The organism is Acinetobacter sp. WC-743, from assembly GCF_000335555.1.
In the GTDB taxonomy this organism is placed as follows: domain Bacteria; phylum Pseudomonadota; class Gammaproteobacteria; order Pseudomonadales; family Moraxellaceae; genus Acinetobacter; species Acinetobacter bereziniae.
This window is the reverse complement of the sequence record NZ_AMFQ01000037.1, coordinates 33,211-46,806: the sequence shown is the minus strand read 5'-3', so window position 1 is coordinate 46,806 and position 13,596 is coordinate 33,211. Positions and strand designations below refer to the sequence as shown.

The following is a 13,596-nucleotide window of genomic DNA, read 5'->3' as shown; positions in this document are numbered from 1 at the left end:
AACCGCCTGATTATTCATACAATTGATTTGGATGATTCATTTATTTTGTACTTTTTGAATCATTGATGGTCTTGCTATCGTGAGGCGACATGGATGTTGCCATGTTGAGCGGGGGTATGAGGATGTACCCCTCGCTCAACGAAAGATTTTTGTCACTTTTCATCTCTGAAAAGTGAGGCATCGCCCACGCAAAAGAATTTAAACTTTAGCACTAAAGCGTGGCAGTGCAAGCTTTAGATCATCAAACAATCTATTGATCGCCTTCATTTTATTGATCAGAGCAATGAAACTATATTGATGGTTGCGCTTACGGAACTTCGCTCCTCATCCAAAATCGGATGAAAATCCAGCAAAAATCCACATAGATTTATTATCTTTCAATGAGTTGAGGGTTTAATTGCATCGAATTCACGATAATTAAATTTATGAATTACTCATGAATGAGTGAACTATGCTGATCTATTTATTTAGGTCGGTTGGATTTTTCATAAAATCAAACTAAAATTTTTATTAAAAAAATTCGGTTGATGTCCAATCTTTTATTAGAAAGTTGTTAATTTGGAAGAGGGCTTAGGAAATATTGAACATCAGCCAAATAAAAATATGTTCCAGTTAGATTAAGCTTTTTATACTTTAATCAGCTATAGTTCAATCCCCAAAATCTGCATATTCCTTCGAGATGAATTTTCCATATTGAGTCCATGGTGGCGTAATATTCACTTGTTGGATGTGGGTTTTGGTCAAGCTGTAACTTTGCCCATTTAAGCTGCGAATATCGATGATCAGCGCTAAATTATTTTTATTGTCCCATTTTACTTTAATCTTATTTTTTGCATTTTGGCTCTCATACCACGTATAGCCATTACCTTGCTGAGTGATTTTCATTTTTTTCACTGATCGAGAATCAAAAATGGAAAAGACACAAGTCCAGCAGTTAGTCAAACCCAGCATTTCAATATCTACAGTTTGTAAATGAATGACAGTTTTATCCTCAGGCAAAACCAAATTGAGTCGTGTTGATTTTTTATTGTCGAGAAAATAATGTTGTGCCGTTTCAGATAAATCTAGGTGTTTATGGTTGGGTTTATTTTTAGCATCGGTTGAATGTTGATGATGTTTTGGAAGCACTCGCTCAAGCCAAACATTATTTTGATCACGATACATGTGTTCTTGAAATACTGAAGTGTGGGTAACACCATCATTGCCAATCACTTGAGACTCTCGGCTAATGGTCGCTTTAAGCACTGGTGCGGCTTGAACAGTATGGATGAAGAAGATAAATAAAACAGTGATAATAAAACGCATAAATAACCCTGTATAAGCAAGAAAACCTCAGCTAGATACACCTCGCTGAGGTTTTAAATAGATCAAAATTTAGAACCCAAAAGCTTCTTTTAATTTGCTAAAGACCCAAGTGTTATCACGTGTTCCTTTAAATATCGATGAACCTGCGCCCTCTGCATATAGCATGACATCACCACCACCATGGGTTTCAGAACCAGGTGCACCCATGCGAATCCCAACTTCTTGTAGATAATCATCAGAAGCAGCATCTTGTTCAGAAATGTTGACACGAGAAGTCGGACGAGGACCACCACCATTACCAAATACCAGTACTGATCCATTATTGCCATTTACATCAAGGGCAGGAGCATGTGGTTTTCCATCAGCCAAAATGCGATTTGGTGCAGCAGCAGTGTTGGCAACAGCATACAAATAGCTTAAGCCTAAAATCCCCGGATTAGTCGTTGTAGTTTTTCCTGTACGGGCGTTGTAGCCATTAAAGGTTAGGGTATGGTCATGGTCTGCTGTGACCACGATTAAGGTGTTTTTGAGATCAGGATCAGTTTGTTTCACTTTGTCTAAAGCGGCTTTGATCGCATTATCAAAGGCGATAGTGTCTTGTAGTGAACGTTTGGCATTAGTGCCATGCAGGGCATGGTCAATACGACCGCCTTCGACCATCAAAAAATAACCCTTGTCGCCACTTTGTGCCTGTAGCATCTCAAGTGATTTTACGGTCATTTCTGCAAGACTAGGTTGATCTGGTGCCTTACCATTCAAGCGATCCAGATCATAGGCAAGGTGAGAGGTTGCCGTATAAAGACCAATATATTTTTTGTTGAGTGGCGCAGATTGCATTTCGGCTTTGTTTGCAGCAACGGTATAACCTTTTGCCGACAGTTCACTTAATAAATTACGTCCATCAATACGCCCTCTGCTATTGCTAGGGCTGTATGGGGTAAAGTGATTACGACCACCGCCCATCAATACATCCACACCATCAAGTAGTTTGCTGTTGTAGCCAGCCCCACCAGGAATAATTTGACGGGCAATTTCAAATTGGGCATTTCGATTACATACATGTGCAAAAGTTGCAGCAGGGGTTGCATGGGTCAGTTCAGTTGTGGTGATTGCCCCAACTTTTTTGCCTTTGGCTTTTGCCAATTCAAGAATTGTCATTGCAGCTGTACCTGCCGCAGTGCTTGAACCAGGTTCTGGACAACGATTTACAGCATTCCGAACGCTTGTCCCATCAGGTGCTTTACCTGCTGCTGGTTCAACGGCTACTGTACCAGGACTCATCCCAATCACTTCATTACGGGTTTTCTGTCCTGTCATGTAGGCTGCCATTGAAGGTGCGCTATCCGTCGTTTGTCCATCTTCAGAAAAGGTTTTGATACGCACAGCACGGCTAAATGTATCCATGGTGAGTTTACCTGATTCACCATAAGCATATATTCGACTGGCAGTGACCACGGTTGGTCCCATACCATCACCTAGAAAGAAAATCACATTTTTGGCTTCACCCGCTGCTTGAACAGACATACTACTCAGTAATAATGTGGCAGCAATGATGGACGCCCCAAGGTTGATTTTGTCTCGTTTTATATTTTTTGACATGGTTATATTCCTTGTTTATAGACCAATGGCTTTTCGAATACGTTGAAACACTTCAGTATTTTCAAGGCTGCCGTAAAAGTTTTCAGATCCAGCTCCTATTGCACCTAAAAATACATCTGTTCCTCCATGTGTTTCGTCATCAGCAAAACCTGTTTGAACGACGGCTTCTTGTTGAAAGTCATCTGAGGCAACCCCTGTACACCAACCAACAGTACTGATGTCTGTACCGAGACTGTCTTTATAATTTCCAACAGGTCCTTTGACTGGATTACAAATATCGTTGTCGACGAGCGCACCACGTGGTTCTTTACGATCAAAATCAAGGCGTTTTTTACCTGTACCAAATCCGATAATGGCATACGGATTTCCGTTAATATCTTTTGCTACACCTTCACCGTTATAGTTTTTAACCAGTCCAAGAACACTGGTTTCTCCACCTTTAACATATTTCCCTGTACGCTTTGCATAGCCATTCAGAACCATTGTATGGTCATGGTCAGCAGTGACGACGATCAATGTATTCTTGAGTTCAGGGTCTGTTTTTTTCATTTTTTCAATTGCAGTTTTAATTGCATTGTCAAATGCCACAGTGTCTTGAAGCCCTCGTTTTGCATTGGTGTCATGGAGTGCATGGTCAATACGTCCACCCTCTACCATCAAGAAAAAGCTTTTATTTTTGGCTTGTAGTACATCAATCGCTTTGCTGGTAAGGTCGGCAAGACTTGGTTCATCAATTTTTTTATTCAATCGATCAAGGTCATAATTGAGATGACTAGAATTAAATAAGCCTAAAAGTTTTTGAGTTTTGCTTGGATCGACTTTTGCAAAATCAGTTCCATTTGCAACAAAGTTATAACCTTGCTTTTGCATTTCCTGAATAAGATCACGACCATCGGCACGTTTTCCACCCGCAGAGGTAGGTTTAAATTGTCTTAAACCACCACCGAGAATGACATCAACACCATCTTTGAGCTTAGTGTTATATGCTGCATAACCTGTGCCTTTGCCCCCTGGAACCAGCTGTGCTGCAATATCGTTTTCTGCATCACGGTGACAAACATGAGCATAGGTGGTTGCAGGCGTAGCATGAGTAACACGTGTTGTGGTAACAATGCCTGTTCCCATTCCTTTTGACTTGGCAAGTTCAAGTAGGGTTTCTGCTGGTTTTTTATCTTTATTGTCGGCAGCACTGTCGCAGTTACTTGTTCCATTGCTATTGGGTGGTGTCGCAACAGTACCTGTCTGCATTGAAATGACTTCATTTTTCATTTTTACGCCTGTCATATAGGCAGCCATAGATGGTGCACTATCTGTAACTTGACCATCTTCAGAAAAGGTCCGTACAAAAGCGGATTCTGGTAAGCGATCAATGGTTAAATCGCCATCTTCTCCCACTGAATAGATGCGTGCAGCGGTTAAGGTGGTTATGCCCATCCCATCACCCAAGAAAAAAATGACATTCTTCGTCGTTGGTTTTACTGGTGTAACCACTTGCGGATTATCTTTGTCATTGTCCGAGCAAGCTGTAATGGTTGTACCGCCGAGGATTGCTAACAAGCTGAATGCGAGAAGTTTTTTCCTCTTGGTCATTTTTAGAAAGAACATAGATCAAATACCCTTTGAATAATAATAGTGGCTTTTTTTTGTTCGATTTGAGTCTATTTAGTGTTGATGACATTTTTATTGCCAATTTTAGAATTTCTTAAATATGACTAAATTGTAATTTAACGATGATGTCTTTATATGGTGTCTTCAAAATTAAAAAATGAACGATGATGATGACGCAATAAAAGCAAGTTGTTTCGTCACTCAAATGATGATTGTAGGGAGGGAACGGATTCAAACTAAAATCTTTTCACTTCCATGAATACTGATTTATCTTGAATAATGCTTTTGAGGCGGATTCATGGAAGTTATTGAATCCTCAATGGAACCAATCTTGTTTGAAATGATTATGTATGATTTTTCTGAGTTTTATATTTCAACAAGACCTTATATAAAATTTATTATAATTTATTGATATTTATGGATAATTTTAAGTGTTGTTTAATTTATCCCATTTTTACATAAAAAATATATGAGTCGAGTAAATTTCTTATATTTTCTGTCCTTTTTATTATCTTTTGCATTGTCGACACATTGTATGATTTGAAAAAGTGGAGATTATACAAAGTGTCGACACAACTTGAATGGTTTAAGACTGACATCAAGTTCAGGGACGCAGAGGTTTGTTATGGACAAGAAAATACGTTTAGCCGAAACACTAAAACGCCGAATTATTAGCATGGAATTAGCGCCGGGTGCTGTTGTCGATGAAGTGGCGCTAAGTGAAGAGTTTGGTCTGTCTCGTTCGCCCGTCAGAGAACTTTTAAGACAAATGGCTGCTGAGGGATACTTAGAACTTGAGGCAAATCGTGCAACACGTGTGTCTTCAATGAGCCATCAGTCGCTTCGAAACTTTTTCTTGGCTGCGCCCTTAATTTATATTTCGACCACGCAATTAGCAGCCATCAATGCGACACAAATTGAAATCCAGCAACTGAAACAGATTCAGCAGTGCTTTCGAGAAGCGATTGATCAAGGCGATATAGAAGGGCGAGTTTACTATAACAATCAATTTCATTTGGAAATTGGCAGGATTGCAAATAACCCATATTTATTACCAAGTTTGGAACGTTTACTGATTGATCATGCTCGTTTAGGCAAAATCTTTTATCGCTCACCAACTACAGAGGATATGCAAGAAGATTTGAATACGGCGGTTTTACAACATGAGCAAATCATTGAAGCAATTGAAGCTCACAATGCAGGTGAAGCAGGTGAGATCATTAGATTGCATATGGATTTGTCTCGCCGTCGAATGACTGAATATGTTGTGCCTGTGGGCATAGAAGTACCCGTTTCATATTGATCAACGAAAGATTTAAACATATCTGCTCACTTCACAGTGGAATATGAAGTGAATATATCAATGGAGTTTGATAAAGATGACAAAAGTCACCGCCTTACCCGCAGATGATCAACAATGCGCTTGGTATCATTTGAGCCATCAAAGGCAAGTTAAAGCACGCCATACAGGCAAAAGTACTGCGAGATGGGCTGTGGTTGGTGCGGGATATACTGGACTGGCAGCAGCAAGACGTTTGGCTGAACATTTTCCTCATGATGAAGTGATTTTAATTGAAGCACAGGAAGTCGGATATGGTACAGCAGGACGCAATGCAGGCTTTGCGATAGATCTGCCTCACGATATTGGCGCAGAAGATTATATTGGTGATATCGAAATTGCCAAAACAACCTTAAAGCTCAATGTACTGGGTCAATCACTACTTCAAACACAGGTAAAAGCGTACGGTATTGATTGTCATATGCGCAGTAGTGGTAAATATCAAGGTGCAGTTGAAAATCGGGGGATTGCAGTACTCGAGGCATACCAGCGTGGTTTAGATAAGCTCGGGCAAGATTATCAAGTGATCAGTGAACAGGATTTGCCGAATCACATTGGAACCTCATTTTATAAAAAGGCATTGTTTACCCCAGGAACGATTTTATTACAGCCATCGGCATTGGTAAAAGGTTTGGCGGACAGTCTGCCTCCCAATGTCACACTGTATGAGAATACAGCAATTACTGAAGTTGAATATGGGGATAAAGTTGTTCTAAAACATGAAAGTGGACTAATCATCGTTGATAAACTGATCCTTGCCAATAATGCTTTTGGGCAACGATTTGGTTTTTCACAGATTCAACGCACCATGTTGCCGGTTTTTCTCTATGCCAGCATGACACGACCTTTGACAGAAACTGAACAAGCACAACTGGGTGGTAAAGATTTCTGGGGCGTGATTCCTTCTGATCCTTTTGGGAGTACTGTACGCCGTACTCATGACCATCGTATTTTGATGCGAAACAGTTTTAGTTTTAATCCCAACGGTCAACCTAAGCCACATTGCTTAAAACGTTTTCTACAACGCCATGAACAGTCTTTTAAGAACAGATTCCCCATGTTACCTGCGGTGGATTTTGAATATACATGGAGTGGTTCACTGGCGCTTTCACAAAATCATAAAGGCTTTTTTGGACAGTTAGCTCCAAATGTCTTTGGTGCACTATGTTGCAATGGACTCGGCATTACACGTGGTACTGTGACAGGAACATTGTTGGCAGATTGGCTTGCAGGTGAACGGAGTGAATTAATTGACTTTTTACTGGCAACGTCTGGACCGAATAAAGTTCCACCAGAACCCTTTTTATCCATAGGTGTAAATGCAACCCTATGGTGGGGGCAAATGAAAGCTGGATTGGAGAGTTAATATGTCAACATCATGAAAGCTTATTTTTAACTTTTGAATTTAAACGATTTAAATTAATTCAGTCCTCCTAAATACAGAAGCATTTCATCGCAGCGAAATTGTTGATTCGATTTTGCAGGCTTTGTTCAGCCTTATTTTAGGAAATGTGTAGGAAGCACACCCTTTCAATATTGGAGGGATCGGAGACAGAGATGACAACAAATAATGTTTCTATTGAAGATGTACCTTTAAATAGGTTTCATCAACTGTTAACCATCCGTACTGGTGGTGGATGGCTCTTAGATGGTTATGTACTGAGTATTGTCGGTGTGGCAATGGTACAACTATCTTCAGCATTACAATTGACAAGCTTTTGGCAGGGAATGATTGCAGCCTCGGCTTTGATCGGAATCTTTTTTGGTAGTTTCCTCGGTGGTTGGCTTGGCGGTTTAATTGGACGACAAAAACTTTATTTTGTTGCACCGATCTTATTTACCTTGTGTTCTCTAACACAATATTGGGTCGAGTCAGCAATGATGTTGTTCCTCTGCCGTTTCGTGATTGGTATCGGTGTAGGATTTGAATACACCATTGCAGGGTCATTACTTGCTGAGTTTTTGCCACAACAGTCGCGAGGACCTCGTCTGGCCGTTTTGACCATTTTATGGTTTGTGGGTGCTGCACTGGCTTATATCGTTGGAAACTTGATTTTAAATAGTCACTTTGAAGATGCTTGGCGTTTGGTACTGGCGAGTCCAGCCGTGATTGGTATCTTACTGATCATTCTGCGTTTAGGTACACCTGAGTCTCCGCGTTGGTTATTGAGCAAAGGTCGTACTGCTGAAGCAGATGCAATTATTAAAAAAGTCTATGGACCTACTTTTTCACTGAATAATCTGCAATCACAAATTTTAGAAAAGAAAATCTCCTTTAGTAGCTTCTTAACTTCTGGTTATGGAACACGGGTGTTTTTTGTTTCTATGTTCTGGGCATGTTCAGTCATTCCTGTCTTTGCAGTGTATGCCTTTGCTCCAAAAGTTCTGGATGCCTTGCATTTAAAAGGTGACTGGGCGGCTTATGGATCAGTAGCGATCACCTTATTGTTTGTCGTGGGTTGTGTGCTTGCGACTCGCCTAATCAATCATATGGGGCGTCGCAGTATGGTTATTCAAAGTTTCCTGTGGTCTGGGTTGGCTTTACTGGGTTTGGGCTTTTTCTCAGAAGCTTCACCCATTCTTATTTTGGTTTTATTCGGACTTTATGCACTGTTTATAGGCGGTGCACAAGTCTTGCAATTTGTTTATCCAAATGAACTTTTTCCTACACAAATACGTCCCATTGGCGTGGGAATTGGCGCTGCTTTCTCTCGGATTGGGGCAGCAATAGGAACATGGTTAGTGCCAATGTCGCTGGATTCAATTGGCATTGGAAACACAATGTATGTGGCAGCGGGTGTCACGCTGTTGGGACTGATTGTCTCTCTGGCGTTTGCACCTGAAACACGTGGAATGAGTTTGGAACAATCCACAACCTTAAATTAGTTCAGAAAACCTTGCCATGATTTGGAACTGAGCACTGGCAAGCATATAACACCTCAAATGGAGAAAAGAACATGAATTTTGACGGCATTTACACACCTGTAATTACCCCATTGACAGCAGATGGCGCAATAGACAAAGCAGCTTTTGCAGATGTTTTAGAATATTTAATCGAGGCAAAAGTACATGGGGTCATTGTTGCTGCAACCACAGGTGAATATTACGCCCATACTGCGCAAGAACGTTATGACTTGGCAAAGTATGCCAAAGAAGTGATTGGTTCACGCGTTCCATTGATGGTGGGAACAGGGGCTATTCGTACCGAAGATTCAATAGAGTTTGCAAAAGTTGCCAAGCAAATTCAAGCTGACAGTATTTTGGTGACGATCCCACCTTATGCATTACCAACTGAAAAAGAAGTCGCTGTTCATGCTTTAAGCATCGATCAAGCAGCAGACTTACCCGTGATGTTTTATAACTACCCAGCACGTATGGGTGTGAGTATGGGAAAAGAATTTTTTGACACAGTTTTTGCTGAATCTAAAAATTTTGTCGGACTGAAAGAGAGTTCCGGTGAGATGAATCAACTGCATATGTTGGCACGTCACTATCCAGAGTTGGAAATTTCATGTGGTTGGGATGACCAAGCACTTGAGTTCTTTGCATGGGGAGCACGCAGTTGGACTTGTGCAGGTTCAAATTTTATTCCACGTGAACATATTGCCTTATATGAAGCATGTGTCATTGAAAAAGACTTTGATAAAGGTCGCCGAATTATGGCAGCCATGATGCCGTTGATGGATTTCCTAGAAACAGGTCATTTTATTCAATGTATTAAATACGGTTGTGAATTGAATGGCTTACGTACAGGAAGTGTGCGTGCGCCATTGCAAGATATGGACGCTGAGAAAAAGCAGACCTTCCAAACTATTGTCGCAGAACTTAAACGTGATGTTGCCGCGATTACAGGAGGTGCGTAATGGCTGGGTTGTTAAGTGCAGCAGAATATCGTGATATTGCACAAAAATTAAAATTGCCAACAATGGCTTTTATCAATCACAAATTTCAAGCTTCAGTTTCAGGTAAAACCTTTAGAACCACCAATCCTGCCACAGGTGAAGTGCTCGCTGAAATTACTGCTTGTAATGAACAGGACGTCAATATTGCTGTTGAGCATGCCAAAGCAGCATTTGAAGATGGACGTTGGAGTAAGCTTTCACCAAATCAGCGCAAACATATTCTCTTCAAATTTGCCGATTTACTTGAAGCGCATACCATTGAACTTGCAGTCATGGAAAGTTTGGATAGTGGTAAACCAATTCGTGAATGTCAGCTCACTGATATTCCTGAAATGATTCATACCATCCGTTGGCATGCTGAATTGATTGATAAAATTTATGATAACACTGCGCCTGTGGGAGCAGATACTTTATCCATTGTTGAGCGTGAGGCAATTGGTGTCGTGGGTTTGGTTTTACCATGGAATTTTCCACTGTTAATGTTGGCTTGGAAAATTGGTCCTGCTTTAGCGGCAGGCTGTTCTGTGGTGGTGAAACCTGCAAAAGAAACAACATTAACGGCATTACGTGTTGCTGAATTGTCTGTTGAAGCAGGTCTTCCTGCAGGCGTGTTCAACGTGCTGCCGGGTGGGGGACGCGAAGTTGGTGAACCTATAGGCAGGCATATGGATGTCAGCATGGTCAGCTTCACGGGTTCTACTGAAACAGGTCGCTTATTTCTCCAATATGCATCTGAATCAAATTTAAAACGTGTCGTACTCGAGTGCGGCGGTAAAAATCCTGCTGTGGTGATGAACGATGTTGAAGATTTAGATCAGGTTGCTCAACATATTGTTAATGGGGCTTTCTGGAATATGGGAGAGAACTGTTCAGCCTCGTCACGCCTGATTGTACATCACGATGTCAAAGATGAATTATTAGCTTTGATTGGCGTCCATCTAACGGATTGGAAAATGGGCGATCCGCTTGATCCAGAACATAAATTGGGTGCATTGATCAGCCAGTCCCATTTTGAAAAAGTTAAATCCTATATCGAGCAAGCTAAAGAAGAGAAACTCAAGATTCTACATGGTGGTCAGACTGAAAAAGGAATTTTCGTTGAACCGACCGTGGTAGACGGTGTGAAAGCCACGGATACTTTATTTCAAGAAGAAGTGTTTGGACCTGTGCTTGCCGTGACCACTTTCAACACCATTGAAGAAGCGATTGCTTTGGCAAATAACACAATCTATGGGCTTGCTGGCTCGGTTTATACCAGTAATTTACGTCATGCCATCAAATTGGCGCGAGCGATTCAAGCTGGTGTAGTCACAGTCAATTGTTTTGGTGAAGGGGATATCACCACACCGTTTGGGGGCTATAAGGCGTCTGGCTTTGGTGGACGTGACAAATCCATTTGGGCACATGACCAATACACAGAACTGAAAACAATCTGGATTGATGTTTCAGAATCTTAATTGGATGACCAACGAGGAACGATGAGTACTACAACCTTTAATCGTTCCTCATCTTTGATCTGTGGACCAGACAAAAGTATCAACATTTGCATCAGATGTGTTCAAGAATTTTAAAACTATGCTGTTGCAATAAATCATGGAAAGAAAGGAATTAAAAATGCTTAAAACAACAAATACAAGAGCAAGCACAATAGGCTTGGGATTACTGACCTTGGGGATGTCTTTTCCCGTTATGGCAGGGATTACGTTTGGCTCAGCAGAAAGTGAAACAGGTGCATTAACGCTATCTGGTACATTACGCGTCAATTATCAAGACAAAGATTATGGAGAAGTTGCTGCAGATCAGAAGATAAAACTTGATGCTGCAATTCTTAGACTGGCATATGACGCTCCTGATTGGTTTGGAAAAGCCGAGTATCGTTGCTATCAATATGACACTTTATGTGATTTTTCAGCGCTAATTTATGGCTATGCAGGCTATCGTTTCAATTCAACTGACCATCTTACTGTAGGTTTACAGCCTATACCATTTGGTCCAAGTCGTTTTTGGGACAGCAGTTTCTATGCCAGTATCAACAATACGCTGGGTCTGCAAGATATACATAATTTAGGTGTGAATTATCATTTTGAAATGCCGTCAGCAACCAAAGTGGATTTGGCTTACTTTGCTACAGATGGAGGCAATTATCATGGTGAGAGTCGAGACTCAGCTCGTTACACTGCAAATATGGTGACATCCTCTGACCCTTTAAAAACCAACTTGCAAGAAAAGAACATGTGGATGGCACGTGTAGATCAAGACTTAAAATTTTTAAGCCCCTTTTTTAATCATGATGATCTTAAGCTTTCGGCAGGTGCAAGTTATTGGTATTCACAGATTGAGAACCGTAAAACCTCAGAAAATGGCTCAAGAAATACATGGGCACTGTTTAATCGAATTGGTTATAAAAATCTAAATATTGTCATGACGGGTGGAAAACAATCGATCAACAACAAAGATCATCTCAGACCCGACAGCTCTGGTTTTGGTTCTTTTGATAGTGAATATGATATTGCCAATCAAGGTTATTTCTACACAATTGACAGCAGTTATCGCTTCGATCATGTGCGTGGCGCTTTGAATTTAATACCATATTGGGTACTCAGCGGGTTTGATAAAAAGCACAAAGAATTTGAAAACTCACAACGTAATATTGTTGGGCTGGCGTGGGAGTACAAGAATGCAACGCTATACACCGAATATTTGATCAGTAAGAATGATCCGTTTGTTGGTGGAACAGTCAGCTCTTTGGCAAAAGGCGACGATGGTAAATCGAATAAGCTGCTGAATGTGATGTTGGTATACAACTTTTAAGTGATTGTTGAGCAGTTAAAATGGCACTTTGGTCAAAAAAAAGACCGAGTGTCACAAGCTAAATAAGTGATGAAGATGATTGTAAATAGAAGAAATGCAACATTCATAGGACTCATTGCAGTCTTGCTATGGAGTGCAATTGTTGGGCTGATTCGTAGCGTCAGTGAGAGTCTGGGAGCAACAGGAGGTGCAGCAATGATATATAGCGTTGCTTCAGTGTTCTTGTTCTTGAGTATTGGATTTCCCAAACTACGAGAATTTCCACGAGCTTACCTAATGTGGGGAAGCCTACTGTTTGTATCTTATGAATTGTGTTTGGCACTGTCGATTGGCTATGCAAATACCAGTCAACAGGCAATCGAGGTCGGAATGGTTAATTATTTATGGCCAGCCTTGACCATGGTTTGTGCCATTTTATTCAATCATCAAAAGTCAAATTTACTGGTTATACCCGGTTTTATCATCGCAATTTTAGGCATCTGTTGGGTTTTAGGTGGAGAGCAGGGACTTGATTTGGTCAGTATCGGGCGAAATATTCAAGATAATCCCTTGAGCTATGGACTGGCATTTATAGGTGCTTTGATTTGGGCTGCCTATTGCACCGTTACAGCAAGAATTGCCAATGGCAAAAATGGAGTCACACTCTTTTTTATGCTTACGGCTGCGGTGTTATGGATTAAATATCTCGCTATGGGTGCAGTACCGATGCACTTTGATTTACATGCGCTGATTTATCTTGTACTTGCTGCGGGGGCAATGGGTTTTGGTTATGCAGCTTGGAATATTGGTATTTTGCATGGCAATGTCACACTTTTGGCTGGTGCTTCTTATTTTATTCCTGTGTTTTCAGCTGCACTTGCGGCAATCGTTTTACAAACGCCGCTTTCACTCTCTTTCTGGCAAGGAGCTGGCATGGTGTGTTTAGGTTCAATTTTATGTTGGTTTGCCACACGCCAGAAGTAACGACTCTTGATTTAAATGAGGTCATAGATCAGAGAAATATTATAACAACTCGTTTTTAAATGGAAAAAA

Annotated in this window: 10 protein-coding genes; 7 read left to right on the top strand and 3 right to left on the bottom strand. The window is 40.8% G+C overall.

Annotated elements, in window-relative coordinates; translation table 11 throughout:
* Positions 1-648 precede the first annotated feature (648 nt).
* From ACINWC743_RS05085 to ACINWC743_RS05075, 3 genes are all read right to left on the bottom strand, one after another.
* On the bottom strand, positions 649-1,305 hold the full coding sequence (locus tag ACINWC743_RS05085) for a hypothetical protein (RefSeq protein WP_009584599.1): 657 nt from the start codon (positions 1,303-1,305) through the stop codon (positions 649-651).
* A gap of 69 nt (positions 1,306-1,374) precedes the next feature.
* Entirely contained in the window at positions 1,375-2,904 is a 1,530-nt protein-coding gene (locus ACINWC743_RS05080; RefSeq protein ID WP_009584613.1) for an alkaline phosphatase, read from the bottom strand.
* A 15-nt stretch (positions 2,905-2,919) separates the two neighbouring features.
* Positions 2,920-4,509, bottom strand: coding sequence for an alkaline phosphatase (locus tag ACINWC743_RS05075; protein ID WP_009584607.1), 1,590 nt, complete (start codon positions 4,507-4,509; stop codon positions 2,920-2,922).
* A gap of 628 nt (positions 4,510-5,137) precedes the next feature.
* On the opposite strand from ACINWC743_RS05075, the gene ACINWC743_RS05070 reads away from it, so the two are divergent.
* The 7 genes from ACINWC743_RS05070 (at position 5,138) to yddG (ending at position 13,527) form a co-directional block, all read left to right on the top strand.
* Positions 5,138-5,815 carry a GntR family transcriptional regulator gene (locus ACINWC743_RS05070; RefSeq protein WP_009584626.1) on the top strand — a complete coding sequence of 226 codons (678 nt, stop codon included), beginning with the start codon at positions 5,138-5,140 and terminating at the stop codon, positions 5,813-5,815.
* A gap of 76 nt (positions 5,816-5,891) precedes the next feature.
* Positions 5,892-7,217, top strand: coding sequence for an NAD(P)/FAD-dependent oxidoreductase (locus tag ACINWC743_RS05065; protein WP_009584620.1), 1,326 nt, complete (start codon positions 5,892-5,894; stop codon positions 7,215-7,217).
* A 191-nt stretch (positions 7,218-7,408) separates the two neighbouring features.
* Positions 7,409-8,737 (top strand): MFS transporter, encoded by a 1,329-nt coding sequence (locus ACINWC743_RS05060; protein ID WP_009584629.1) that lies wholly within the window; start codon positions 7,409-7,411, stop codon positions 8,735-8,737.
* A 71-nt stretch (positions 8,738-8,808) separates the two neighbouring features.
* Positions 8,809-9,714 (top strand): dihydrodipicolinate synthase family protein, encoded by a 906-nt coding sequence (locus tag ACINWC743_RS05055; protein WP_009584606.1) that lies wholly within the window; start codon positions 8,809-8,811, stop codon positions 9,712-9,714.
* Complete coding sequence (locus ACINWC743_RS05050; RefSeq protein WP_009584621.1) at positions 9,714-11,210, top strand: aldehyde dehydrogenase; 1,497 nt, start codon at positions 9,714-9,716, stop codon at positions 11,208-11,210. Before ACINWC743_RS05055 ends, ACINWC743_RS05050 begins: the two co-directional genes overlap by 1 nt.
* A 157-nt stretch (positions 11,211-11,367) precedes the next feature.
* Entirely contained in the window at positions 11,368-12,564 is a 1,197-nt protein-coding gene (locus ACINWC743_RS05045) for a hypothetical protein (protein WP_009584618.1), read from the top strand.
* Positions 12,565-12,639: 75 nt separating this feature from the next.
* Positions 12,640-13,527 carry an aromatic amino acid DMT transporter YddG gene (gene yddG / locus ACINWC743_RS05040; protein WP_171064866.1) on the top strand — a complete coding sequence of 296 codons (888 nt, stop codon included), beginning with the start codon at positions 12,640-12,642 and terminating at the stop codon, positions 13,525-13,527.
* The last annotated feature ends 69 nt before the right edge of the window (positions 13,528-13,596 follow it).

Excerpts from the sequence above, each read along its gene's own strand:
- ACINWC743_RS05085 (WP_009584599.1), bottom strand. The coding sequence starts at position 1,305 with ATGCGTTTTATTATCACTGTTTTATTTATCTTCTTCATCCATACTGTT.
- ACINWC743_RS05080 (WP_009584613.1), bottom strand. The coding sequence starts at position 2,904 with ATGTCAAAAAATATAAAACGAGACAAAATCAACCTTGGGGCGTCCATC.
- ACINWC743_RS05075 (WP_009584607.1), bottom strand. The coding sequence starts at position 4,509 with ATGTTCTTTCTAAAAATGACCAAGAGGAAAAAACTTCTCGCATTCAGC.
- ACINWC743_RS05070 (WP_009584626.1), top strand. The coding sequence starts at position 5,138 with ATGGACAAGAAAATACGTTTAGCCGAAACACTAAAACGCCGAATTATT.
- ACINWC743_RS05065 (WP_009584620.1), top strand. The coding sequence starts at position 5,892 with ATGACAAAAGTCACCGCCTTACCCGCAGATGATCAACAATGCGCTTGG.
- ACINWC743_RS05060 (WP_009584629.1), top strand. The coding sequence starts at position 7,409 with ATGACAACAAATAATGTTTCTATTGAAGATGTACCTTTAAATAGGTTT.
- ACINWC743_RS05055 (WP_009584606.1), top strand. The coding sequence starts at position 8,809 with ATGAATTTTGACGGCATTTACACACCTGTAATTACCCCATTGACAGCA.
- ACINWC743_RS05050 (WP_009584621.1), top strand. The coding sequence starts at position 9,714 with ATGGCTGGGTTGTTAAGTGCAGCAGAATATCGTGATATTGCACAAAAA.
- ACINWC743_RS05045 (WP_009584618.1), top strand. The coding sequence starts at position 11,368 with ATGCTTAAAACAACAAATACAAGAGCAAGCACAATAGGCTTGGGATTA.
- yddG (WP_171064866.1), top strand. The coding sequence starts at position 12,640 with ATGATTGTAAATAGAAGAAATGCAACATTCATAGGACTCATTGCAGTC.